25 protein-coding genes, 1 tRNA gene and 1 pseudogene are annotated in these 23,813 nt (G+C 66.2%); 11 read left to right on the forward strand and 16 right to left on the reverse strand.

The features are described from left to right. Positions 1-77: 77 nt before the first annotated feature. Together E4K09_RS05775 and lipB are read right to left on the reverse strand one after the other, a co-directional pair. On the reverse strand, positions 78-407 hold the full coding sequence (locus tag E4K09_RS05775; protein ID WP_134495791.1) for a hypothetical protein: 330 nt from the start codon (positions 405-407) through the stop codon (positions 78-80). 96 nt (positions 408-503) lie between these two features. Beyond that, the gene (gene lipB, locus E4K09_RS05780; RefSeq protein ID WP_134495792.1) at positions 504-1,235 is read right to left on the reverse strand and encodes a lipoyl(octanoyl) transferase LipB; all 732 of its coding nucleotides are present in this window, start codon (positions 1,233-1,235) and stop codon (positions 504-506) included. A gap of 227 nt (positions 1,236-1,462) precedes the next feature. On the opposite strand from lipB, the gene E4K09_RS05785 reads away from it, so the two are divergent. The 4 genes from E4K09_RS05785 (at position 1,463) to E4K09_RS05800 (ending at position 5,910) form a co-directional block, all read left to right on the forward strand. Beyond that, positions 1,463-1,547 (forward strand) — tRNA-Leu (locus E4K09_RS05785). A gap of 589 nt (positions 1,548-2,136) precedes the next feature. Then, positions 2,137-3,561: a magnesium transporter gene (gene mgtE, locus E4K09_RS05790; protein WP_134495793.1), complete on the forward strand. Its 1,425-nt coding sequence runs from the start codon at positions 2,137-2,139 to the stop codon at positions 3,559-3,561. A gap of 93 nt (positions 3,562-3,654) precedes the next feature. Next, positions 3,655-4,551, forward strand: a complete 897-nt coding sequence (locus E4K09_RS05795) for a glycoside hydrolase family 25 protein (RefSeq protein ID WP_134495794.1) — start codon at positions 3,655-3,657, stop codon at positions 4,549-4,551. A gap of 186 nt (positions 4,552-4,737) precedes the next feature. Next, on the forward strand, positions 4,738-5,910 hold the full coding sequence (locus E4K09_RS05800; RefSeq protein WP_134495795.1) for an isovaleryl-CoA dehydrogenase: 1,173 nt from the start codon (positions 4,738-4,740) through the stop codon (positions 5,908-5,910). A 130-nt stretch (positions 5,911-6,040) separates the two neighbouring features. Here E4K09_RS05800 and E4K09_RS05805 read toward each other — a convergent pair whose 3' ends face one another. Continuing rightward, positions 6,041-6,994 (reverse strand): NmrA/HSCARG family protein, encoded by a 954-nt coding sequence (locus E4K09_RS05805; protein ID WP_134495796.1) that lies wholly within the window; start codon positions 6,992-6,994, stop codon positions 6,041-6,043. A 149-nt stretch (positions 6,995-7,143) separates the two neighbouring features. After that, positions 7,144-7,722, reverse strand: coding sequence for a hypothetical protein (locus E4K09_RS05810; RefSeq protein WP_134495797.1), 579 nt, complete (start codon positions 7,720-7,722; stop codon positions 7,144-7,146). A gap of 141 nt (positions 7,723-7,863) precedes the next feature. Here E4K09_RS05810 and E4K09_RS05815 point away from each other — a divergent pair, with 141 nt between their 5' ends. Both E4K09_RS05815 and E4K09_RS05820 read left to right on the forward strand, forming a co-directional pair. Then, entirely contained in the window at positions 7,864-8,565 is a 702-nt protein-coding gene (locus E4K09_RS05815) for a ribonuclease activity regulator RraA (RefSeq protein ID WP_134495798.1), read from the forward strand. 24 nt (positions 8,566-8,589) lie between these two features. Then, positions 8,590-9,423 (forward strand): YdcF family protein, encoded by an 834-nt coding sequence (locus E4K09_RS05820; RefSeq protein ID WP_134495799.1) that lies wholly within the window; start codon positions 8,590-8,592, stop codon positions 9,421-9,423. Here the strand turns inward: E4K09_RS05820 and E4K09_RS05825 are convergent. Together E4K09_RS05825 and E4K09_RS05830 are read right to left on the reverse strand one after the other, a co-directional pair. Continuing rightward, positions 9,384-9,665, reverse strand: a complete 282-nt coding sequence (locus tag E4K09_RS05825; protein WP_134495800.1) for a DUF3253 domain-containing protein — start codon at positions 9,663-9,665, stop codon at positions 9,384-9,386. The genes E4K09_RS05820 and E4K09_RS05825 overlap by 40 nt on opposite strands. Continuing rightward, positions 9,658-10,350, reverse strand: coding sequence for a DUF599 domain-containing protein (locus E4K09_RS05830; RefSeq protein ID WP_134495801.1), 693 nt, complete (start codon positions 10,348-10,350; stop codon positions 9,658-9,660). The genes E4K09_RS05825 and E4K09_RS05830 overlap by 8 nt, the downstream gene beginning before the upstream one ends. A 72-nt stretch (positions 10,351-10,422) precedes the next feature. Here E4K09_RS05830 and E4K09_RS05835 point away from each other — a divergent pair, with 72 nt between their 5' ends. Continuing rightward, on the forward strand, positions 10,423-10,830 hold the full coding sequence (locus E4K09_RS05835) for a rhodanese-like domain-containing protein (RefSeq protein WP_134495802.1): 408 nt from the start codon (positions 10,423-10,425) through the stop codon (positions 10,828-10,830). On the opposite strand, the gene E4K09_RS05840 is transcribed toward E4K09_RS05835, so the two are convergent. The 5 genes and pseudogenes from E4K09_RS05840 to E4K09_RS05860 form a co-directional block, all read right to left on the reverse strand. Further along, a complete protein-coding gene (locus E4K09_RS05840) occupies positions 10,827-11,120 on the reverse strand; it encodes an acylphosphatase (RefSeq protein WP_134495803.1) in 294 nt (97 codons plus the stop codon). The genes E4K09_RS05835 and E4K09_RS05840 overlap by 4 nt on opposite strands. A gap of 6 nt (positions 11,121-11,126) precedes the next feature. Then, positions 11,127-11,537: a DUF6766 family protein gene (locus E4K09_RS05845; RefSeq protein WP_134495804.1), complete on the reverse strand. Its 411-nt coding sequence runs from the start codon at positions 11,535-11,537 to the stop codon at positions 11,127-11,129. 177 nt (positions 11,538-11,714) lie between these two features. Further along, positions 11,715-12,128: pseudogene (locus tag E4K09_RS05850) on the reverse strand (gamma-glutamylcyclotransferase family protein); the annotation flags it as partial. A gap of 31 nt (positions 12,129-12,159) precedes the next feature. Next, positions 12,160-14,160 (reverse strand): acetyl-CoA carboxylase biotin carboxylase subunit, encoded by a 2,001-nt coding sequence (locus tag E4K09_RS05855; RefSeq protein WP_134495806.1) that lies wholly within the window; start codon positions 14,158-14,160, stop codon positions 12,160-12,162. Positions 14,161-14,300: 140 nt separating this feature from the next. After that, positions 14,301-14,714: a hypothetical protein gene (locus E4K09_RS05860; RefSeq protein WP_134495807.1), complete on the reverse strand. Its 414-nt coding sequence runs from the start codon at positions 14,712-14,714 to the stop codon at positions 14,301-14,303. A 329-nt stretch (positions 14,715-15,043) separates the two neighbouring features. Here E4K09_RS05860 and E4K09_RS05865 point away from each other — a divergent pair, with 329 nt between their 5' ends. Continuing rightward, on the forward strand, positions 15,044-15,973 hold the full coding sequence (locus E4K09_RS05865) for a ring-cleaving dioxygenase (RefSeq protein WP_134495808.1): 930 nt from the start codon (positions 15,044-15,046) through the stop codon (positions 15,971-15,973). 197 nt (positions 15,974-16,170) lie between these two features. After that, complete coding sequence (locus tag E4K09_RS05870; protein WP_134495809.1) at positions 16,171-16,788, forward strand: alpha/beta hydrolase; 618 nt, start codon at positions 16,171-16,173, stop codon at positions 16,786-16,788. 172 nt (positions 16,789-16,960) lie between these two features. Here E4K09_RS05870 and E4K09_RS05875 read toward each other — a convergent pair whose 3' ends face one another. Next, positions 16,961-18,031, reverse strand: a complete 1,071-nt coding sequence (locus tag E4K09_RS05875) for a PLP-dependent cysteine synthase family protein (RefSeq protein ID WP_134495810.1) — start codon at positions 18,029-18,031, stop codon at positions 16,961-16,963. 2 nt (positions 18,032-18,033) lie between these two features. Next, positions 18,034-19,566, reverse strand: coding sequence for an acyl-CoA carboxylase subunit beta (locus E4K09_RS05880; RefSeq protein ID WP_134495811.1), 1,533 nt, complete (start codon positions 19,564-19,566; stop codon positions 18,034-18,036). A 156-nt stretch (positions 19,567-19,722) separates the two neighbouring features. On the opposite strand from E4K09_RS05880, the gene E4K09_RS05885 reads away from it, so the two are divergent. Then, positions 19,723-20,097, forward strand: a complete 375-nt coding sequence (locus tag E4K09_RS05885; protein ID WP_134495812.1) for a hypothetical protein — start codon at positions 19,723-19,725, stop codon at positions 20,095-20,097. A gap of 159 nt (positions 20,098-20,256) precedes the next feature. Here the strand turns inward: E4K09_RS05885 and E4K09_RS05890 are convergent, their stop codons facing one another. The 3 genes from E4K09_RS05890 to E4K09_RS30630 form a co-directional block, all read right to left on the reverse strand. After that, on the reverse strand, positions 20,257-21,039 hold the full coding sequence (locus tag E4K09_RS05890; protein ID WP_244610375.1) for an ATP12 family chaperone protein: 783 nt from the start codon (positions 21,037-21,039) through the stop codon (positions 20,257-20,259). Positions 21,040-21,112: 73 nt separating this feature from the next. Further along, positions 21,113-21,769: an HAD-IA family hydrolase gene (locus E4K09_RS05895; RefSeq protein ID WP_134495813.1), complete on the reverse strand. Its 657-nt coding sequence runs from the start codon at positions 21,767-21,769 to the stop codon at positions 21,113-21,115. 18 nt (positions 21,770-21,787) lie between these two features. Next, positions 21,788-21,913, reverse strand: a complete 126-nt coding sequence (locus E4K09_RS30630) for a hypothetical protein (RefSeq protein ID WP_280177446.1) — start codon at positions 21,911-21,913, stop codon at positions 21,788-21,790. Between the two features lie 197 nt (positions 21,914-22,110). Here E4K09_RS30630 and E4K09_RS05900 point away from each other — a divergent pair, with 197 nt between their 5' ends. After that, positions 22,111-23,706: a sensor histidine kinase gene (locus tag E4K09_RS05900; RefSeq protein ID WP_134495814.1), complete on the forward strand. Its 1,596-nt coding sequence runs from the start codon at positions 22,111-22,113 to the stop codon at positions 23,704-23,706. Positions 23,707-23,813 lie beyond the last annotated feature (107 nt).

The following is a 23,813-nucleotide window of genomic DNA, read 5'->3' on the forward strand; positions in this document are numbered from 1 at the left end:
CGTCACGGCTGAACCGGAGGGCCCTCCGCCAGTCGTTACCAGAGAGGCCCACGCAGCGCCGTTCGCGAGGCTGTTCCTCAGCCCTTGGCCCGGATGACGGTTTGCCGGGTGACCGTGCCCCGCGTGCCGCAGCGGTAGGCGATGCCGCGCACGAGCGACCAGTCCCGGGAAGTCTGCTGCAGATAGAGATGCGTGCCGCCCAGCGCGACCACCGCCTCCTTCATGCCGTCGAACGCGGAGCCGAAGCCGGGCGTGGTCGGCACCACGGGGCTCACCTCGCCGAGGCGCTGACAGACCCGCACGTCGGCGGGCGAATCGACGACCTTCACCAGATCCTCCGGATCCGGGCGATAGCCGCAGGCCGAGACGCCGAGGAGAAGAAGGGAAGCAAGGAGGGCACGTTGCATGAAATATCCGCCAATGATCATCCGTTTGCTCTAGCTTAGAGCACGAAGCGGGCGGGAGGAGAAGCCTGACCGAGGCGGACGTGAAATAACTGTCCGTCAGTGGCCGGGAAGCAACGGCGCCTCGACCCTCTCGGTGGGGCCGAAGATGTCCTCGAACGCCTTGCGCATGACCGCATCGACCTCGGGCATGGTCACAGGGATCCCAAGATCCACGAGGCTCGTGACCCCATGCCGGGTGACTCCGCAGGGCACGATGCCGGAGAAATGGGACAGGTCCGGCTCCACGTTGAGGCTGATCCCATGATAGGTCGCCCAGCGCCGGACGCGGATTCCGATGGCGGCGATCTTGTCCTCGACGGCCTCGCCCTTGTCCGGCCGGCGCACCCAGACGCCGACCCGGTCCTCCCGGCGCTCGCCCCGGACATTGAATTCCGCGAGCGTCCCGATCAGCCATGATTCGAGGGCCGCCACGTAGCGGCGCAGATCGGGCCTGCGGCGTTTCAGGTCGAGCATCACATAGGCGACCCGCTGGCCAGGGCCGTGATAGGTGTATTGCCCGCCTCTCCCGGTCGCGTGAACCGGAAACCGGTCCGGGTCCACCAGGTCCTCCGGCCGGGCCGAGGTTCCGGCCGTATAGAGCGGCGGATGCTCCACCAGCCAGACGAGCTCGCGGGCCTCGCCGTCGGCGATCGCCTGGGCCCGTGCCTCCATGAAGGCAACGGCCTCCGCGTAGGGGGTCAGTCCCTCGGCAATGGCCCATTCCACGGGATCGGATCCGCTTTCGCCGACGAAACGATCGGCCAAGCTGTCGCGCAGGTTCGACACCATTTCACCTTCTGCTCATGATGGCGTGTTGTGGTCCCGAAAAGCGGCGGCGGTCAACACGCGCCGCTCCCGAACCTGCGCCCCATATAGGGATTGCGGCCCGGATCATGCATGCGTTCCCAAACGAAACGTCGAGTTTCGCCGCAGGGTGCAAAGATGGGCTTGCGGCGCCCGGATCGATCTGTTAGAGCCACCACCACTTCGGGAGCGCAACTCCTGGAGCGAGTTCCGCGGCCATGGCGGAATTGGTAGACGCGCTAGCTTGAGGTGCTAGTGGGGAGACCCGTGGAGGTTCGAGTCCTCTTGGCCGCACCAACTCACCGGATGCCTTCGGGCATGACAAAAAGGCCCCATCCGGGGCCTTTTTTGTTGCGCGCATCCTGCGCGCCAAAGCGGCGACCCCACGGGTGGTGCCGACGCTCGGGCTCCATCCGCTCTCCGAACCGACGCGGCGCATGGCTGATGCAGGAGGCGGTCTCCCCGTACGCACAAGACGTGGAAGGCCGCGACAAGCACGACCATGACGGTGGAGACACGGCCCCGCTCCCGAGGTCATCACCGGCCTTGTGCCGGTGATCCCGATACGATGAAGCACTCAACTTCTCGGAACGATATGGCCGAGACATCGACTCGGCAGCATCGGAGCCCAAAGCGGATCGATCCTCGCGGGAACGCTCCGATGCATTCTTCCGATGCGTTTTCTTGGAGGAGAACGTCGTTGGTGCGGAAAAACCGGGTCCACATTTCCGCACGATGCACTAGGTTCCCGCATCACCCTCCCCCGAACCTGAAACAATCCCGCAGGAACGGCAGCCAAGCGATTCCCGGAGCAAGGCTTTCAGGCGCATTGCGCTCATCTGCGCACCCTCCTAAAAGGCCCGCTCAACATTCCGAGGACAGGCTCATGCTGGAAGTCGACAACACCCCGACTCTTCCGCCGCCCGACGGGCCGGTGCCTCAGCCCATGACCCTCAGGGACCAGGAAGGCGAGCTCAATCCGGAATTCCTCGCCACCGCCGCGGACGCCATCGAGGCGTCCGATGCCGAGCGCCTGCAGCAGCTGGTGGAGGACTTCCACGAATCCGAACTGGGCGACCTGCTGGAGGCGCTCGCGCCGGAGCACCGCCCCCGCCTCATCGAGCTTCTCGGATCGGCCTTCGACTTCACGGCGCTGACCGAAGTCGACGAGGCCGTGCGCGAGGAGATTCTCGAGGAACTCGAAACCTCGACCGTGGCGGAGGGCGTCCGCGACCTCGATTCCGACGATGCCGTCACGATTCTCGAAAGCCTCCCGGACGAGGAAAAGGCCGAGGTCCTGGAGCAGCTCCCCGCCATGGAGCGCGTCGCGCTCCAGCGCTCCCTCGACTACCCGGAGGACAGCGCCGGCCGGCGCATGCAGACCGGGTTCATCGCCGTGCCGCCGTTCTGGACTGTGGGGCAGACCATCGACTTCATGCGCGAGACGGCGGACCTGCCCGAGACCTTCTACGAGATCTTCGTGATCGATCCGGCCGGGCATCTCCTCGGCGCCGTCGCCCTCGACCGGCTGCTGCGCTCCAAGCGCCCCGTCACGATCCAGGAGATCATGGACGACGAGCCGGACCGGGTGGAGGCCACCGAGCACCAGGAGGAGGTCGCCCGCCTGTTCGAGCGCTTCAATCTCGTCTCCGCAGCCGTGGTGGATTCCGAAGGCCGTCTCGTGGGCGTGATCCTGGTCGACGACATCGTCGACGTGCTGGAAGAGGAAGCCGACGCCGACATCAAGCAGCTCGGCGGCGTGAAGCCGGACGAGGAGCTGTCGGACACGGTCTGGTACACCCAGCGCAGCCGTTTCCCCTGGCTCTTCGCCAACATGTGCACGGCCTTTCTGGCAGCGGGCGTCATCCGCCTCTTCGAGGGCTCGATCCAGAGCATGGTGGCGCTCGCCATCCTCATGCCCATCGTCGCCTCCATGGGCGGCAACGCGGGCACGCAGACCATGACCGTCGCCGTGCGCGCGCTCGCCACCCGCGAGCTGGGCCGCTCGAACGCCTGGCGCATCATCCTGCGCGAGGCGGCCGTGGGCCTCCTGAACGGCGTCCTCTTCGCCCTCATCCTGGGCGGTATCGCGGCCCTGTGGTTCCAATCCGCCGAGATCGGCCTCGTGATCGGCTTGGCGCTCATCACCGTGCTGACCTTCGCGGCCCTGGGCGGCATCTTCGTGCCCCTGACCCTCAACCGCCTCGGGGTCGATCCCGCGGTGTCGTCCGGCCCCTTCGTGACGACGATCACCGATATCGTCGGCTTCTTCTCCTTCTTGGGAATAGCAACGCTCTGGTTTAACCTGTAATAGAATTGCGCAAGCTTGGTCGTAAGGGGGATGTTAACCCAATCGGGGTATCCCTGCTGCGATCAAGTTCTGCGTCCCTTACAGATAAGCCCGATGAAGACACGCCGCCGCTCCCCCCGCCGCTCCCGAAGCTCCGGTTTGACGACGTTCCTCCGGGCAGCCCGCCTTGGCGCTCTGACCGCCGTCGCCCTCGGGCTGGCCTCCTGTGCAATCGCGCCCTCCGGCCATTATCCCATGAAAAGCGACGCCCGCCCGCACCAGGGCGTGGCCAGGGCTCATCGGATGCCGATCCACGGCGTGGACATCTCCAAGTGGCAGGGCCAGGTGGACTGGGCCTCCCTGCGCCAGGCGGGCACCAAGTTCGCCTTCATCAAGGCCACCGAGGGCGGCGACCACGTGGACAGCCGCTTCCTCGAGAACTGGCATCAGGCGAAGAGGGCGGGCATTCCGCGCGGCGCCTATCACTTCGTGTTCTGGTGCCGCCCGGCCCACGAGCAGGCGGCCTGGTTCAGGAAGAACGTACCGGCCGATCCGGACGCCCTGCCCCCGGTCCTCGACGTGGAATGGAACGGCCAGTCCGTGAACTGCCCGAAAAAGGTTCCGCGCGAGCAGGCGCTCGCCATGATCGAGGTCATGCTGCGGGAGATGGAGGCGCATACGGGCAAGCGCCCGATCATCTATACCGACATCACCTTCCACAAGGAGATCCTGGAAGGCGAGTTCACCGATTACCCGTTCTGGATCCGCAGCACGGCGGCGGAGCCCCACGAGCGCTATGCCAACCGCCGCTGGACCTTCTGGCAGTTCACCACCACCGGCCGCGTGCCGGGCGTCAACGGCGACGTGGACCGCAACACCTTCTACGGCACCGAGAACCAGTGGCGGATGTTCGTCCAGAGCGCCTGCGACCCGCGCGACTACCGCAGGCTCGCGCCCGCCGGAAAGTGCCAGAGCCTGGACCCGATCCAGACCGCCAGCATCGACGAATAAGGACACGTCACCCAACGAGCCTTCTGAGCTCCCCTGCATACCGCCGGGGAGTTTTTCATTCGGCCGCCTTCGACCAATTTCCTCCACCGCACCGCTTGAAAAGGTCAGCATGGCTGTCCAAGATCATGGCGGAACGACGAGCGATCCCTGGCGCAACGACGCCTGTGGACATGTGGAGGAACGGGAATGCTGCCGAACGCCCAAAAGGCCTTCAACTTCGACCTCGGCGAGACCGCCGATGCCATCCGCGAGACGGTGCGCGACTTCGCCCAGGAGAGGATCGCCCCGCGGGCGGAGGAGATCGACCGGACGAACCAGTTCCCGCGGGATCTCTGGCCGCAGATGGGCGAGCTCGGACTGCACGGCATCACCGTCGAGGAGGAGTTCGGCGGCACGGGCCTCGGCTATCTCGAGCACGTGATCGCCATGGAGGAAATCTCCCGCGCCTCCGCCTCCGTCGGCCTGTCCTACGGGGCGCATTCCAACCTCTGCGTCAACCAGATCCGCCGCAACGGCACCGACGAGCAGAAGCGTCGCTATCTGCCGAAGCTCATCTCCGGCGAGCATGTGGGGGCGCTCGCCATGTCGGAGCCGGGCTCCGGCTCGGATGTGGTTTCCATGCGCACCCGCGCCGAGAAGCGTGGCGACCGCTACGTGCTCAACGGCACCAAGATGTGGATCACCAACGGCCCCACCGCCGAGACCCTCGTGGTTTATGCCAAGACCGACCCGGAGGCGGGCCCGCGCGGCATTACGGCGTTCCTGATCGAGAAGGACTTCAAGGGCTTCTCCACGCACCAGAAGCTCGACAAGCTCGGCATGCGCGGCTCGGACACCTGCGAGCTGGTGTTCGAGGATTGCGAGGTGCCTGAGGAGAACGTGCTCGGCCAGGTAGGCAAGGGCGTGAACGTGCTCATGTCGGGCCTTGATTACGAGCGTGCCGTGCTCGCGGCCGGTCCCCTCGGAATCATGCAGGCCTGCATGGACGTGGTGTTGCCCTATATCCACGAGCGCAAGCAGTTCGGGCAGCCCATCGGCGAGTTCCAGCTCGTTCAGGGCAAGGTCGCGGACATGTACGTGACCATGAACGCCGCCAAGGCCTACGTGTATGCGGTGGCGAAAGCCTGCGACCGGGGCGAGACCACCCGCGAGGACGCGGCGGGCGCGATCCTGTATGCCGCCGAGAAGGCGACCCAATGCGCCCTCGATGCCATTCAGCTGCTCGGCGGCAACGGCTACATCAACGATTATCCGACGGGCCGCCTGCTGCGCGACGCGAAGCTCTACGAGATCGGCGCGGGCACGAGCGAGATCCGCCGCATGCTCATCGGCCGCGAGCTGTTTGCGAAGACGGCCTGAGACGATCCGGCGAACGCGCCCTCCCTTGCAGGATGGAGGCGGGTGTGAATGGCCATCGGAGCCGCTCGCAGCGCTCTGGTCGGGATCACCGGCACGAGGCCGGCGATGATTAAGTTGGCCCCCGCCTCCCCTAATCCGGCAGGGGAATCCTCTTTCCGTTGCGGGCGATCCACGCGTCGAAGGTCTGCACCTCGGGATTCAGGGCGCGCGTCTCGTCGAGGTCGCGCGTTCTGCGGAAATCGGCTTCGAAGTCGCGGTAGTACTGGAACATGTTGCCGAGATCGTCGGCGCCCGGGAAACCGAAACCCCGATAAGCCTCGGGAGTCACGGCGTTGTAGACGATGTCCCGGCCCAGGACCCTGCCGAGCGCCTGGGCCATCTCATCGCCCGTGAGGTGCCCGCCCGCGATGCCGACGGTCTTGCCGATCATCGCATCGCCGCGCTTGAAGATGCCATAGACGGCCTTGCCGATATCCTCGGCGGCGATGCCGGCGAGCTTCCTGTCGCCCATCGGCATCGTGATGGCGAGCCTGCCGTCCGGCGTCTTCTGCGGCCCCATGCCGAAATGGATGAAGTTGTCCCAGTAGAACGACGTCAGCAGGAACGTCACCGGCACTCCGAGGTCGGTGAAGAGATGATCGGCCTCGCCCTTGCCGTCGAAATGGGGAACCTTGTACCGGCCTCCGAGGGTCGGCATCCGGTCGTCGTCGAGCGGCACCTTGAGACGCGTGTCCTCCAGGGTGGACCAGACCACGTGCTTCAGACCCGCATCCTTGGCCGCGCGGGCCATGATCCGGGCTTGGGCGACCTCCTTCTCGGGCGAGTAGTGGTCCCAGAAGAAGGTCACGCAATAGGCCCCGTAGGCCCCCTCGAAGGCGCGCCGCACGCTGGCCTCGTCGTCGATGTCGGTGGCGACGACCTCGGCCCCCAGGCTTGCGAGCTCCTTCGCCTTCGGGGCATTCCCGTCCCGGGTCAGGGCCCGGACCGCGAACTCCCCGTCCCTGTCGCCGAGGATAGCCCTTGCCAGCCCTCCGCCCTGCGCTCCAGTGGCCCCGACAACGGCAATGATCTTCTTGTCCGCCATAATGCCCTCTCCTCGGTGACGCTGGGCCGAGGCAACTCCGCCCTGGCGTCCAGTTTTTAAGAGATTGCCGTTTTCAACGCCATCGCGATCCGTCCGGCCTGTCCGGAAGAGGTATGCGGGTCATCGGCAGCGGGGACGGTGCGGGGCGATCAGATCGTCCAGACGTCCCGCGTGATGGCGATCAGGAACAGGCCCTGCTCGCCCTTGCGGAAGATGAGGCGCAGGCTCTTCCAATCCAGCTCCATCAGGCCGCTCCTGCCGCGAATGTGCAGCTCGACCACGATGCCGCCGGGCGCGAAATCATGGTTGTTGTTGATGTCGTTCCCGCGCCGGCGCGGTTCGTTGTAGAGCACCTCGTCCGCTTGCCGGTAATCCGCGTTCCAAACGAATTCGTCAAAGTACCGACTGCAGGAGGTCTCGATGGGATTCCCGGTTCCGTCCAGCTCGCCCCAATGGCGCACCCGCTCGTCCCGGGCGCAGCCTGCCACCTCCGCCCGGGACAGCCGCACGGTCCCGTCATGCAGCATCACATAGGGACTGACCGCCAATCCTTCCTTGCCGACGAACCTCGCCAGCGCTTCGAAATCCCGGCGAGCCAAGGCATCCAGAACCTCCGCCACCGCTCCTTGAGCTGCGCGACGCGCCTCCTCGGGCGCAGGGCTCGCCGCGGCAGCCGGCTGGGCGAACGCGAGAAAACCCGAGAGCAACAGGGCGGCGATCCTGGTCATGCAGATTCCTCCGGGATTGTGCACCCGACAGGCTTCATGCCATACACCGTCACATTGATGCATGAGGACAGGAATTCTCCAAGGTGGTCATCCGGCTGCGCCCTCGCTATGAGTAGCCTATCCCAACGTCAGGAAACTCTCATGACCCTCGACAAGACCATCGCCGACGCCCTGCGTGCCGCCTCCACCGCCACCATCACCACGGTCCTGCTGAAGAAGGGGATCCGCCGCTGCTGGATGAAGGGGCCGATGCCCGCCTTCCATGCGACGGAGAAGATGGTCGGCCGCGCCTTCACCCTTCGCTTCGTGCCGGCCCGCGAGGATCTGGCGACCCCCGAATCCTGGGCCTCCCCGATCTCGACCCGCGCGGCCATCGAGGCGATGCCCGAAGGCTGCATCGCGGTCGTCGATTCCATGGGCGTCACCGACGCCGGCATCTTCGGTGACATCCTCACGGCGCGCATGAAGAAGCGCGGCGTGGCGGCGCTGATCACGGACGGCGTCGTGCGCGACGCGGTCGGCGTCGAGGGCACGAACCTGCCGGTGTGGTGCGCGGGCGTGGCCGCGCCCCCGTCGGTGGCGGGACTCACGTTCGTGGGCTGGCAGGAGCCCATCGGCTGCGGCGGCGTGGCGATCTTCCCGGACGACGTGATCGTCGCCGACCGGGACGGCGTGGTGGTCATTCCGGCCGCCCTCGTCGAGGACGTGGCGAAAGCCGCCGTCGAGCAGGAGCGCTATGAATTGTGGGTGATGCGCGAGGTGGAGAAGGGCGTTCCCCTCCCCGGCCTCTACCCGCCGAACGCCGAGACAAAGGCCCGCTACGAGGCCGAGTCGAAGGTTTAAGCCCCGAACGTGGAAGGATGGCTGGTGTTTTACTTCGTCTCCAAGATCGTCTGGTTCTTCGCCACGCCATCCAACCTGCTTCTGAGCGTCATCGTCCTGGGCCTCGTTCTCGCCCTCGTCCGGCGCCTGCGGACCTTCGGGATCGGCCTGGCGCTCGCGACAGCGGTAGCGACCATCGCGCTCGGGCTTTCGCCCGTCGCCACCGCTCTCATGGTGCCGCTGGAGGAGCGTTTTCCCGCCTACAGCGACGACGGGACGAAGGTCGACGGAATCGTCCTGCTCGGCGGCGCCGTCGATGCCACGGATTCGCTCTCGCGGGGGCGCATCTCCGCCAATGAATCGGCGGAGCGCGTTCTCGACACGATCGCCCTCGCCCATCGCCATCCGCAGGCGCGTATTCTCATATCCGGCGGCGGCGGCACGATCTTCGGCAACGGCGACGCCGAAGCGCCGATCATCGCGGATTACTTCAAGAGCATCGGCATCGATCCCGCCCGCATCGTCATCGAGGACCGCTCCCGCACCACGTGGGAAAACGCGCTCTACGCGCGCGAGCTCGCCAAGCCGAAGGCCGGCGAGCGCTGGCTTCTCGTGACGTCGGCCTGGCACATGCCGCGCGCCATCGGCGTGTTCGAGAAGGCCGCCTTCCCGGTCACCGCCTATCCGGTGGATTTCCGCACCGGCGGCGGCTCCAACAATCTTCGGCCCTTCGCCTTCGTGTCCGACGGGCTGCGCCGGCTCGACGTGGTCACGAAGGAATGGGCCGGGCTGATCGGATATTACCTGACGGGACGCACGAGCGCGCTGTTCCCCGCGCCTCACGCCTCGTCGGATGCCGCCGGGAGCGCCAGCCTGTAGGTGCCGCGGAAATCGTCGGGATCGACGGGCCGGCCCTTCCGCAGGATCACGATGCGGCCCTCCTTCATCAGGCGCACCGCCACGCGTCTCAGCGGGTGCATGAGAGGTCCCCACTCTTCCGGCTGATTGCCTCCGACTGCGCTGGCCACATCCGCAGGACTGATCGACTTACCCGGTCCGCGCTCGGCGAGCAGCGCCAGCATGCCCTTTTCGAGCGCTTCCAAATCCACGTTTCTAGCCATGTTCGCCTCCGAGGGCTGCGTCGTGCGCATCCGATATGAACTGCCGGCGCCACATGACGAACAGCACGCCTGCCGTCGCGGCGATGAACAGGTAGGCGCTGATGAACCATCCCAGATAGGCGAGCGAGAAGAAGAACGCCCGCTGCCCCCGGTTGAAATGCTTGCCCGCCACCACGTTCATGGCGGCCGCCTGGCGCGCGACGGCCAGCGCCTCCTCCCGGTTGCCATCCTTCAGAACGGGAACGGACCCGACGATGATCGCCATGTAGTTGAACAGGCGATACGACCAGGCGAACTTGAAGAAGGCATAGACGAAGATGACCGCAAGGCCGATGACCTTCACCTCCCAGCCGAGCCGCGTGAGGGGAATCCCGAACGGCAGCTCGGTGAAGATCGGCAGGACCTCCTCGGTCGAACGCAGGAGCGCCAGCGCGCCACCGATGGCGATGAGGGAGGTCGAGGCGAAAAACGCCGTGCCGTTCATGAGAGAGGCCATGATCGTGGTGTCGACGATCCGGTTCTCGCGCACCACCAGCTGCTCCATCCAGCGGAAGCGGTACTGGTTCATCACCTTGTTCAGGCTCTTCTGCCCGGCCCCGGTGAATTCGACGGCCGCGTGATAGCCGGACCACGCCAGGACGAAGAAGACCAGCGCCACGTAATCGACAAGGGTGAACCCGAGCAAACTTCGTCTCCCGTTGACTCTGCCGCCATCATGCCCAGTTTGTTGGAAGCCTCAAAGAGGAACGGACCGGCGATGCCTCAGACCATCACACGCGGCTACAAGACCTTGCTCGACGAGGCCAGCGCAAAGATTCGCACTTTGCCCACGCCGGAGGCACTGGCCCTGCACGGGCGCGAGGACGTGGTGTTCGTGGATCTGCGCGACCCGCGCGAGCTCGAACGGGAGGGCCGCATTCCCGGCGCGGTGCATTGCCCGCGCGGCATGCTGGAATTCTGGATCGATCCCGAAAGCCCTTACCACAAGCCGGTCTTCGCCCAGGACAAGACCTTCGTGTTCTTCTGCGCGGCCGGCTGGCGTTCGGCCCTTTCGGCCGCGACGGCGCAGGACATGGGGCTCAAGCCCGTCGCCCATATCGAGGGCGGCTTCACCGCGTGGAAGAAGGCGGGCGGCCCTGTCGAAGCCGCCGCAAAATCGGCCTAGGCCGACCTGCGTACCTCGAAGCCTTTCGTGCCGTCGAGCTCGTGGTCCACGCTGTCCACGGGTTCGACCAGCTGCACCAAGGATCCGGCAGGCCCCTTGTGGCAGGCCTTGAGCATCACCTCGACCATCTCGCCCGGCCCTGAGAACACGGCCTCCACGCTGCCGTCGTGACGGTTGCGCACCCAGCCCTTCAGTCCGTGGAGCTGGGCCTGATGCTGGGTCCAGGCGCGAAAGCCGACGCCCTGGACCCGTCCGTGAATCAGCACATGGGCAATTCGGTTCGCGGTCATCATCCCTCAATAATGCGCATGGCGGGCGTCGGTGTGACGTCCCGAGTAATCCGCGTCGAGCCCCTTGATGATAGCCTCCGCATTCTGCGGGTCCACCCGTCGCAGGATCTCGTCGATCTTGGCCTCCATGCGGTCGTCGCCCTCCTTGGACTGGGGCGAGCCCACATAGAGAAGAATGGCCAGACCGCCCACCTGCCAGAGAAGCTGCAGGAACTCGGATTGCCAGTTCTCCAGGGTGTCGCGCATCATCTCCACGAGATAATCCGACATCAGGACGGGCTGGGCATGGGCCTGCTGCTCGCTGACATAGGCGAACCAGCCGAAGAGCCAATGGCCGATGAGGGAAATCAGGAAGAAGCCCAGCGTCACCCAGGCATAGCCATAGGCTTTCCAGATAGAGCTTGTTTTCGTCTGCATCACGAACCTCTCAACGCAACATACGAGACTCAACGCGCGCCTACGGCAAAGGTTCTGACGGGCGCCGGGAGGGGCTCGCCGGCGGTTCTACTTGCGGAGCGTCCCCGAGGGCGCGGACCAGAGCGGCCGGACCTTGGGCTGCTCGGGTGCGGGAGCCGGGGAGCCTGACGTCTTCGGCAGCCAGATTCCGAGGCTTCGGACATAGTCCTCCGGCAGGCCCGCATGAACGGCCGCCTCGACGACGCTCTCCATATAGCCGGGACGGGGCGCACCGGGCTTGGCGCTGCGTCCGACATAGACCACGGCGCGGCGCGGCCCCTGCTCGGTGACCACAGGCTGGACCACCTTGGTATAGAGCCCGGTCGACAGGCTCTCGTAGCGGTCGAGCGCTGGAACGTCCGCCAGCGCCAGATCCCACACCATGCCCCAGACCGCCTGCTGGGGATCGCGCACCACCGTCGCATAGCCTTCGTCGAAGATCGTGAAGCGGTGGCGCATGAGCCGCGCGATGCCCACCGGCTTCGATCCCGGGCAGCGCTGGAGCATCGCGGCGCGGTCCATGTTGGACCCATAGGCGAAGTAGAGCGGCATGAAACCTATCTCGTGACGGGAGCGGCTAGCTTCAAGCGAATTCCAGGATGACCGCGTCGACCGCGAGGCTGTCGCCTTCCTTGGCGTGGATTTTGGCGATCGTGGCGTCGCGCTCGGCGCGCAGCACGTTTTCCATCTTCATGGCCTCGACAATGCACAGAGGCTCGCCCGCCTTCACCTCCTGGCCCGGGCTCACGCTGATCGCCTTCACGAGACCCGGCATCGGGCAGAGCAACTGCTTGCCCGTGTCCGCCTCCTGGCGCTCGGGCATCAGCGCCGCAAGCTCCGCCTCGCGCCGCGTATAGACCCGCACCTCGGCGGACGCGCCCGCATGCGACAGCGCCATGCCGTTCAGGATCGGCCGCACCTGGACGGCGATGCTCTCACCCCCCACGGTGCCGCTCCAGACCGGCTGGCCCGGCGTCCAGGCGGATTCGACCGGCCAGGACTGGCCGTCGATGACGACCGCGACGCCGCCCTCGATGTCCTCGATCACCACCTCATGCTGGGCGGAGCCGAGTAGCACCACCCGCTCCCGCTCGAACCTGACCGCGGAGGGCCCGCGCATCTGGCCCGAGATGTGGCGCTTGCGTTCGTTCATCAGGTGGTCGATGGCCGCGCCCACGGCCGCCAGGCGCAGGGCCGCCTCGCCTTCGGGCGCCGGCGCCTTGAAGCCTTGCGGGAATTCCTCGGCGATGAAGCCCGTGGAGAGCTTGCCGCTCCGCCAGCGCGGATGCTGCATGAGCGCCGACAGGAACGGGATGTTGTGGCGGATGCCCTCGATGGCGAAGGCATCGAGCGCCTGCGCCTGGGCCTCGATGGCCTGCTCGCGGGTGGGCGCGTGGGTGACCAGCTTCGCGATCATCGGATCGTAGTAGATCGAGATCTCGCCGCCCTCGTAGACGCCGGTGTCGTTGCGCACCGTGATGCCGTCCTGCTGGCCTTCCTGCGGCGGGCGATAGGTCACGAGCCGGCCCGTGGAGGGCAGGAAGTTGCGCACCGGGTCCTCCGCATAGATGCGGCTTTCCACGGACCAGCCCTTGAGCTTCACGTCGGCCTGGGCGAGACGCAGCCTCTCGCCGGCGGCCACGCGGATCATCTCCTCCACCAGGTCGATGCCGGTGATCAGCTCCGTGACCGGGTGCTCCACCTGCAGGCGGGTGTTCATCTCGAGGAAGTAGAAGGACTTGTCCTGGCCGGCCACGAACTCCACGGTGCCGGCGGAATCGTAGCCAACGGCCTTGGCGAGGGCCACCGCCTGCTCGCCCATGCGGCGGCGGGTCTCCTCGTCCAGGAGCGGCGACGGCGCCTCCTCGATGACCTTCTGGTTGCGGCGCTGGATCGAGCATTCGCGCTCGCCCAGATAGATCACGTTGCCATGCTTGTCGCCGAGCACCTGGATCTCGATGTGGCGCGGATCGGTGATGAACTTCTCGATGAAGACCCGGTCGTCGCCGAAGGAAGAGGCCGCCTCCGACTTGGCGCGGGCGAAGCCGTCGGCCACCTCGTCGGCCGAATGGGCGATGCGCATGCCCTTGCCGCCGCCGCCGGCGGAGGCCTTGATCATGACCGGGTAGCCGATCTCGTCGGCGATCCGCACCGCCTGCTCCGGTCCCTCGATGACGCCGAGAAAACCCGGCACCGTGGAGACCTTGGCGGCGGCGGCTGCCTTCTTCGACTCGATCTTGTCGCCCATGGCCGCGATGGCCCCGGGATTGGGGCCGATGAAGACGATGCCGGCCTCCGCCAGCGCCTTGGGGAAGGCCTCGCGCTCGGACAGGAAGCCGTAGCCGGGATGGACGGCTTGAGCGCCGGTGGCCTTGCAGGCTTCGACGATCTTCTCGATGACCAGATACGACCCTGCTGCCGCGGCCGGGCCGATATGGACGGCCTCGTCGGCCATCGCCACGTGAAGGGCGTCGCGGTCGGCGTCGGAATAGACCGCCACCGTCTTGATGCCCATCCGGCGCGCCGTCTTGATCACACGGCACGCGATCTCGCCGCGGTTGGCAATCAGGATCTTGTCAAACATGAGCCTCGGACGCTCCACCCTCGAGAAAACATTAAACCCCACCTCCGTTACTGCACATCGGTGCATTCGGGAAGCAGGGCCGTGTTCAGCATTTAGGTTAGATGGCGAAAGACCAGCTTAGAGGGCGCAAGACCCGGCGCTCAGGCGGCGATGAGGTTCATGCGCGCCTGCTGGCGCCCGCGCATGATGAAATCGAGCAGGGCCACGTCCACATAGCCCGCCGCGTCCAGGATGGCATAGGCGATATTCATGGCGTTGCGGCTGGGACCGCTGATCTCCAGGACCGTGGCGAGCCACAGGGCGTCGTCGTTACTCACCACGCCGTGGGGTTCGCGCTTCCACACCACGAATTCCACCACGAGCCCGGTGAGCGCCGCGCCCCAGCTCTCGTCCGCCTCGACGATCCGGTCCACGGCCAGGAGCGATTCCACTTCCAGGCGGCTAGCGATGCCCTCCGGCAGAATCTCTCCAGTAAGCTGCTTCACGGCATCCGCGGATATGAAACGGCATTCTGCGGCGCTGTCGATGAACTCGCGAAGGCTGTCCTTCATCATCCCTCTGACTCCTTCCGGCCCCTGCCGGCCCTTGCTCCGGCGAGGGCCGGCCGATCTCCTGTGTGGGGATGAGCTTCACACGGGGGGCGGCCGCAAACCGTTAACGCGCCATGCTGAATCGACGTTGAGGTTAAGCCTTGCTGAGACTCTTTGGTTGCCGGATCCTTGCAGGGCCGAATTCTTCAGCGCCAGCGCGGCTTTGGGTCTGCGGCGTCCCGCCGCTTGCAATCCCGCAAGGCTGCCCTTTCGGCACTTACTCCGTCGGCGGTGGCACCTATGTTCCCGGCATGCGGCGCGCATTCCGCGCCCTGCATTAAGGAACATGAGCCATGCGGCACCACGGCATTCATCACGTCACCGCCATCGCGGGTCCGGCCCGTCGCAACCTGGATTTCTACACGCGCGTCCTGGGGCTCCGCCTCGTCAAGAAGACCGTGAACTTCGACGACCCGGGCACGTATCACTTCTATTTCGGCGACAGCCATGGCAGCCCGGGCTCGATCCTGACCTTCTTCCCGTGGGAGCATGTGGCGCCGGGGCGCACGGGCGTCGGCTCGACCTCCGAAACCGCCTTCCGGGTGCCTGAAGGCTCCCTCGGCTACTGGAGCCACCGCTTCATCGAGCAGGGCGTCGAGCACGGCGCGCTGGAGAAGCGCTTCGGCCAGAGCGTGCTGCCATTCAAGGACCCGCACGGCACCAGCCTGTCCCTGGTCGGCGTGGCGGATGCGGAGGTCGGGGAGGCCTGGGCGAACGGCGAGGTTCCGGCCGAGCATGCCATCCGCGGCCTCGAAGGCGTCACGCTGCTCGTGGAAAATGGCGAACCCACCGGTGCGATCCTCACGGATGTCTTCGGCTTCCGCGAAGTGGCGCGGGACGGCTCCCTCGTCCGCTACCGGAGCGACACCGCCATCGGCGGCACGGTCGATATCCGCGGCGTCGGCGGCTTCCTGCCGGGGCGCATGGGCGGCGGCTCGGTCCATCACGTGGCCTTCCGTGCGGCGGACGACGCTGACCAAGCCGAGATGGTGAGGAAGCTCGCGGACAAGTACGGCCTCCACGCCACCGAGCAGAAGGATCGCAACTACTTCCGTTCGGTCTATTTCCGCGAGCCCGGCGGCATCCTGTTCGAGATCGCCACCGACGGCCCCGGCTTCGCGGCCGACGAGCCGGAGGAACGGCTGGGCAGCGAGCTGAAGCTCCCCGCCTTTCTCGAACCGAGCCGCTCGAGGATCGAGGCCCATCTGCCCGAGCTGGCCTGAGGCTCAGCCGATCCTCCCTCCCGCTGAGGCTATGACCGCTCCAGCGTCATGGCCGGGCTCGACCCGGCCATCCACGTCTTGAGGAACGCTGCGCCGGCAAGACGTGGATCCCCGGGCCAAGTCCGGGGATGACGGAGCGGGATCCAGGTCTCACCCCATTGCCCTCGTCCCTTCCTAAGGGAAATCCTGAGGAACCCATGACCGAGCTGTCCTTCATCCACCGTTTCGAGCCCGCCACCGCGCCGGAGCGTCCGCCTCTCCTTCTGCTTCACGGCACGGGCGGCGACGAGAACGATCTGCTGGCTCTCGGCCGCATGGTCTCGCCCGGCTCCGCCCTGCTCTCCCCGCGCGGCAAGATCCTGGAGAACGGGATGCCGCGCTTCTTCCGCCGCTTGGCGGAAGGCGTGTTCGACGAGGAGGACGTGCGCTTTCGCGCCAACGAGCTCGCGGATTTCGTCGCCGAGGCGCGCGCGGCTTACGGTCTCGCGGCGCCGGTTGCGCTCGGCTTCTCCAATGGCGCGAACATCGCGGCCGCCATGCTGATGCTGCGGCCGGAGGCGCTTGCGGGCGCCGCGCTCTTGCGCGCCATGGTGCCGCTGCAGGACGCGCCGCAGACGGACCTCGCGGGCAAGGGCGTGCTGCTGGTGTCGGGCGCGATGGACCCGATCATTCCGGAGGACAACGCGGGGCGTCTTGCGACCTTGCTCGCCTCGTCGGGCGCACAGGTACGGCACGAGGTGCTGCCCACCGGGCACGGCCTGTCACAGACGGACCTTCAACTGCTGGTGAAGTGGTTTGCGGAGATCGGGACGTAGCGGCGCCGGCAAACACCGCCTCTGACCAATCGTCTCCGTCATCCGCGGACCTGGTCCGGGGATGACGGGATCGATGCGACTAGAGCTGTTTCCACGTGCGTGGAATCATCTCTTCTCTTGGGTGTACCGCATTTTTTGCCGGCGAACTGGATCCACTTCGCCGAAAAATGCTCTAGAGAACGCCCGTCTCGAAGAAGCGCTCGATCGCGTCTTCGGCCGGCCTGATGTCGATGCCGCGCTCCTTGAGCCAATCGTCGTTGAAATGGGTGGAGCGGTAGCGGTCGCCTGAATCGCACAGAAGCGTCACGACGGAGCCCGTCTCGCCCTGTTTCACCATCTCGCCGACGATCTGCGCCACGGCCCAGAGATTGGTGCCGGTGGAGCCGCCGCAGGAGCGGCCGATGCGGCGGGAGAGAACGCGCGCCGCAGCAAGGCTCGCCGCATCCGGCACCGCGGTGGCGCGGTCGATGAGCTCCGGCACGAAGGACGGCTCGCAACGCGGGCGGCCGATGCCCTCGATGACCGAGGGCGGACCGGATACCGTGCACACGCTGCGATCCGCCAGATGGCGGTGGAAAACGGACGCTTCCGGATCGGCGAGGCACAGCCGCGTCGGCAGGCGGCGATAGCGGATGTAGCGCCCGAGCGTCGCCGAGGTGCCGCCGGTGCCCGCCCCCACCACGATCCAGCGTGGCACCGGATGCTCCTCCTGCGCCATCTGGCTGAAGATCGATTCCGCAATGTTGTTGTTGCCGCGCCAGTCAGTCGCCCGCTCGGCATAGGTGAACTGGTCCATGTAATGACCGCCGAGTTCGGCCGCCAGCCGCGCGCTCTCCGCGTACATCTGCGCGGGGCTGTCCACGAAATGGCTCTCGCCGCCATAGAAGGCGATCTGCGCGATCTTCTCCGCCGACGTGGAACGCGGCATCACGGCAATGAAGCGCAGGCCCAGCATGCGGGCGAAATAGGCTTCCGACACGGCGGTCGATCCGCTCGACGCCTCGATGATCGTGGTGTCCGGCCCGATCCAGCCGTTGCACAACCCATAGAGAAACAGCGAGCGCGCCAGCCGGTGCTTGAGGCTCCCCGACGGATGGGTCGATTCATCCTTCAGGTAAAGCGACACCCCCGCTGCTCCCGGCAGTGGCACCCGCAGCAGATGCGTGTCCGACGAGCGGTTGAAATCCGCCTCGATGGTCTGGATGGCGGCGGAAACCCAGGAGCGGTCGAAGAGCTTTGGCATGTTCACAGCGGAATGTTGTCGTGCTTCTTCCACGGCCGCTCGGTTTCCTTGTGCCGAAGCATCGCCAGAGCCCGGGCGATCCGACGCCTGGTCGAATGCGGCATGATCACCTCGTCGATGTAGCCGCGCTCGGCCGCCACGAAGGGCGACATGAAGCGGTCTTCGTATTCCTTGGTGCGGGCAGCGATCTTGTCCTGATCGCCGATGTCCTGCCGGAAGATGATCTCCACCGCGCCCTTGGCGCCCATCACGGCGATCTGCGCGGTCGGCCAAGCGTAGTTGACGTCGCCGCCGATGTGCTTGGAGGCCATCACGTCATAGGCGCCGCCGAAGGCCTTGCGGGTGATCACCGTCACCAGCGGCACCGTGGCCTCGGAATAGGCGAAGAGCAGCTTCGCGCCGTGCTTGATGAGGCCGCCATATTCCTGCGCCGTTCCGGGGAGGAAGCCCGGCACGTCCTCGAAGGTGACGATCGGGATGTTGAAGGCGTCGCAGAAGCGCACGAAGCGGGCGGCCTTGCGGGAGGCGTCCGCATCGAGCACGCCCGCCAGCACCATCGGCTGGTTGGCCACGAAGCCCACCGTGCGGCCCTCGATGCGGCCGAAGCCCGTGATGATGTTCTTCGCGTAGGCTTCCTGGATCTCGAAGAAATCGCCCTCGTCCACGACCTTCAGGATCAGCTCCTTCATGTCGTAGGGCTTGTTGGGGTTGTCGGGAATCAGGGTGTCGAGGCTGTCATCGGTGCGGTTCGGATCGTCGAAGCTCGGGATCTCCGGCACGCCGTCCATGTTGTTGGCGGGCAGGAAATCGATCAGGCGGCGCACCTGCAGCAGTGCCTCCACGTCGTTGTCGTAGGCCCCGTCGGCCACGGAGGATCGGGTGGTGTGCACCTTCGCGCCGCCGAGCTCCTCCGAGGTCACGGTCTCGTTGGTGACGGTCTTCACCACGTCGGGGCCGGTGACGAACATGTAGGAGCGGTCACGCACCATGAAGATGAAGTCGGTCATGGCGGGCGAATAGACGTCGCCGCCCGCGCAGGGACCCATGATGACGGAAATCTGCGGGATGACGCCCGAGGCGATCACGTTGCGCTTGAACACCTCGCCATAGCCGCCGAGCGCCGCCACGCCCTCCTGGATGCGCGCGCCGCCCGCATCGAAGAGGCCCACGATGGGCGCGCGCATCTTGAGCGCCATGTCCTGGATCTTGGTGATCTTCTGGGCGTGGGCCTCGGAGAGCGAGCCGCCGAAGACGGTGAAGTCCTTGGCGAAGACGAAGACCGTGCGGCCGTTGACCGTGCCCCAGCCGGTCACGACCCCGTCGCCCGGGATCTTGACCTTGTCCATGCCGAAATCCGTAGAGCGGTGCTCCACGAACATGTCGAACTCCTCGAACGAGCCTTTGTCGAGGAGGAGCTCGATGCGCTCGCGCGCGGTGAGCTTGCCCCGGGCATGCTGCGCCTCGATGCGCTTTTCGCCGCCGCCGAGGCGGGCCTGCGCCCGCCGCTCTTCAAGACGTTCCAGAATGTCTTTCATGGATGATCCCTGGTGCCGGGAGAAATGGTCCGCTCCCGCTTAGCACAGCCTTGGGCGCGTCAATATCCCACTATCGGCGTGTGCTCCAGAGCACTTCCCATTCTCGGGCAGCGGACCTATGCATCCAAACGTTATATTCTAACGAAAGGACCTGTCATGATGACTCCGTCGAAGGCTATAGCTGCCGCCATGGCCCTGTCTCTCCCGGCCGCCGGCTGCGCCAGCCGCTCCGAGGACGTCGCTGCAGCTTATGTGTCTCCGATGGCCTACAGCAGCTATAGCTGCCGTGAGCTGAACGCCGAGGCTCAGCGCGTCAGCTCGGCGGCGGCCGCCGCCGGCATGCAGGATTCGGCGCGGACGCGCGATGCGGTGGCCACCACCGCCGCGCTGGTGGTCTTCTGGCCGGCCGCCTTCTTCGTCGGCGGCAACGGCGCTCAGACCGCCGAGCTCGCCCGCCTGAAAGGGCAGATGCAGGCCGTCGAGGAAGCCTCGATCCGCAAGCGCTGCGGCATCAGCTTCCGCCGCGTCTGAGCCCTGCCGGGTTCGAGTGAAAAGCCGCCGGTGCCCTCGCACCGGCGGCTTTTCCAGAGCATCGGACCCGAAAATGGACTTGCACTTTCGGGATCAATCCGATGCTTTTTCTTGAATCAAGAGCATCGTTCGGGCAGCCCCAGAGAGCCGCACGATGCTCTAGCGGGAGGCGAGACGGAAGACGTCCGACGCGGCCCTGAAATCGGCCTCTCGCCTGCGGCGGCGCTCCATGGCCTCGAAATCCTCGCCCCAGACGCTTTCCTGGTACACCTCGTCCACATGGGCGGCCGTCCAGGCCTGGTCCGTGTCGAGCCGCCCGGACGCATGCGCGAGTGCGATCAGCACCGAGCCGGAGAGCGTGGTCATCACGTGCAGGGCGGCGAGCGCGAAGGGGGACCTGATCCCCTCGATCACCGCCCGGATGGCGGCGATCGCCTCCTCGGGCTGGGTCACGTGCATGACGCCTTCCGCCAGGGTGAAGCGGGCGCCATGGCTGTCCCTCGCCCAATCGAGAATCGGGTTCCAGGCCGAATCCTGCGACTGGACCAGCCGCGCAGGCTCGCTTACCCGGTAAAGGATCAGGTCAGACCCAGCATAGCGCACGAGATCGTCCACCACCTCCGACTGTCGCGCCGCGACGCCGTCGATGGCCGAGTTGACGATGCGGGTGATCGGCATGGTGGACGGATCGACCTCGTCCCCCTGCCCCGACCATTCGCGGGCCATCGCCTCGGCGAGGGCTGAGGATGGCACGGCCAGGGCGTTCCTGCCGGGGGTCCTGGCCACGCGCCCGTCGAGGGTGAGATGGAAAAGGCCGTCCCGCTCCTCGACGCCCGCCTCCTTGTAGAAGCGCTTGGGCAGCGTCGGTTTCATGCCGGCCTGGGCGGCCCGCATGGGATCGGGCTCGTCCTGTGATGGGAACCAATCGGGAGTCTCTGTCATGGGGGAGAGATAGGCGCTTCGGTGAAAAGATGCGAGGGCCCGGCGCGTCCGCGCGGAAAACTTGCATTCTCCCTCAGGAGAGAAAGACCTCCAGCACCGGCTCGAGTTCCTCATAGCTGCCGACGATGCGGTCCGCCCCCGCCTCCTCCAGAGCCGCCACGGGCTGGAAGCCCCAGGACACGCCGACCGGCAACACCCCGGCAGCCCGCCCCATGGCCATGTCGTAGCTGGAATCGCCGATCATCATCGTGTCGCCCGGCGCGATGCCGAGTTCCTCCATGGCCTGCAGGATCATGGCCGGGTGAGGTTTGGAGGGCGCGTCGTCCGCGGTCTGGGTGGTGGAGAAGACCCCTTCCCAGCCCTGCTGCGTGATCAGCCGCGTCACGCCCTTCCGTGACTTGCCGGTGGCGAGCCCCAGCAGAACGTCCTCCCGGCCGGCGAGCCGCGCGATGCAGTCGCGGGCTCCCGGAAACAGCGGCGCCTCGTTCGCAGGATCGACATGCAGGACCGTGTAGGCGTCCTTGTAGGCTTGGGCCAACCCCTCGACCGGCGCCTTCGGCCCGGCGAGCACCGTGAAGGCCTCGATCAGGGACAGGCCGACGATGGAGAGCGAGCGCTCGCGGTTCGGCGGCGCCAGACCATAGGTCTCGAAAGCCCTGCGCAGGGAGGCCACGATCACGTTCTGGCTGTCGACGAGGGTGCCGTCGACGTCGAAAAGGATGAGCTTCACGTGAAATCCCGTGGGCGCTTAACCGCGAGGGTTGGAGCCATGGCAGACCTGGGGCGTGTTGATGTTCCAGTTCCCGCACTTGTCGCAGGCCGTCGCCAATAGGCCGAGGCCGATCACCAGCCCCACTCGAAGAATACGCGTCATCACCCGATGCCCCTGTGTCGAAGGAGCACCTTATTCAATTCATCCGTCCGCCGCCAGCGGACCCGTGCCCCTCGGTGCGGCCGTCCAGGGACATCCTCCCAGGAAAAGAGCGATGCGCTGACGGCTCGGACCTCGCCGCCCGCTGAATCGGCTCTATGTCCCATCAACTCGCCAAGCCCCATCGGGCATAACAGTCAATGAACGCACCTTACGACGTGAACGACGCCCTTCGGCGGCGGATCGAGGAACTGGAACGCGCCAACCGAGAGCTGCGCCTGCAGATTCGCGTGCAGGATCGCTTGTCTCAGGCAACCGCGCGGGTTCACGAATCCAAGGATCGGGAGCATGCGGACGAGATGTCCTCCGCGACACGCCGCATCGAGACGCTGCAGGATTCGCGCTCGTCCCTGCAGGCCAGCGAGAGCCGGTTGCGCGAGAGCGAAAAGAGGGCGCGCTCCAGCGAGAAAAAACTGAGGCAGATCGCCGACAACCTGCCGGCCCTGATCGCCTATGTCGATGCGGAGCAACGCTACCGGTTCAACAACAAGGCCTATGAGACGTGGATCCTCCGGAGGCCTGAGGATCTGTTCGGCCTCCATGTGTGGGATGCCATAGGGGATGAAGCCTATGGTCGCGCGAAGCCGTTCATCGATGTGGTTCTGGCGGGCAAGCGCACCTGGCACGAGTGGTGGGCGCACTTTCCCGGCGGTCTCCGCTTCGTGAGATCGGAGTATATCCCCGATCTGCGGGAGGACGGCAGCGTGGCCGGATTCTACGTGCTCGTCTCCGATCTGACCGACATCAAGCGCTCGCAGGCCGCGCTTGCCGAAAGCGAGCGCCGGCTGCGGCTGGCGGTCGATGCGGGACGCATGGCGATCTGGGAAACCGATAGCGCAACCGACATGATCAGGTCGTCACCGGAAATGAACCACCTGCTCGGCCTGCCGCCCGATTGCGATCCCAGCGCGGAGGACATCGTGGAGCGCTATGCTCCGGGCGAGAGGGAGAAGCTGCGGCGCGTGACCCTGGAAGCGCTGGCGCACGGCGACCGCCACGCCGAGACGGAACTGGAGGTGGTCTGGCCCGACGGCTCGCGGCGCTGGCTGCTTCTGCGGGTCGAGATGCGGGATATCGTGAACGGAATTCCCGGCCGCACCATCGGCGTCGCCTTCGACATCACCGCCCGCAAGCGGGCCGAGGAGCATCAGCAGCTGCTCATCAACGAGCTCAATCACCGGGTGAAGAACACGCTCGCCACCGTGCAGTCCATCGTTGCGCAGAGCCTGCGCAATGCGGCCACGGCGGCTGAAGCCCAGGACGCGGTCGAGGGGCGCCTGTTCGCCCTCTCGCGCGCCCACGACGTCCTCACGCGCGAGAACTGGGACGGCGCCTCCCTGCGCGAGGTCGTGCAGCAGGGCATCGAACCCTTTCAGGGGCTCCAAGACCGCTTCGAGGTTTCCGGAACCGACATCCGCCTGCCGCCTCGCATCGCGCTTCCCCTCGCCATGGCGTTTCAGGAACTCGGCACCAACGCGGTGAAATACGGAGCCTTGTCGAACGAGGCTGGCCGCATCGCGGTCGACTGGTCGGTGCTGGACCAGGACACCGGCCAGCACCTCAGGATCGTCTGGCGGGAGAAGGGCGGGCCACCGGTCGCCCCGCCCGCGCGCCGCGGCTTCGGGACAAGGCTCATCGAGCGCAGCCTGGCCCAGGAGCTGAACGGCTCGGTGGTGATCGACTTCGCGCCGCCAGGGGTCGTCTGCACGATCGACGCGCCCCTGACCGGTAGCTAGAGCGGATTCGATTTAGGTGAACTCGTATCCGCAGTTACTGAGATAGTTCTGGCACTCCTCGGCGGGGAAGCGATCGAGCAGTTCTCCGATAGTGCTCCAGAGTACCT

This window comes from Microvirga pakistanensis (assembly GCF_004458765.1).
GTDB classification, from domain to species: domain Bacteria; phylum Pseudomonadota; class Alphaproteobacteria; order Rhizobiales; family Beijerinckiaceae; genus Microvirga; species Microvirga pakistanensis.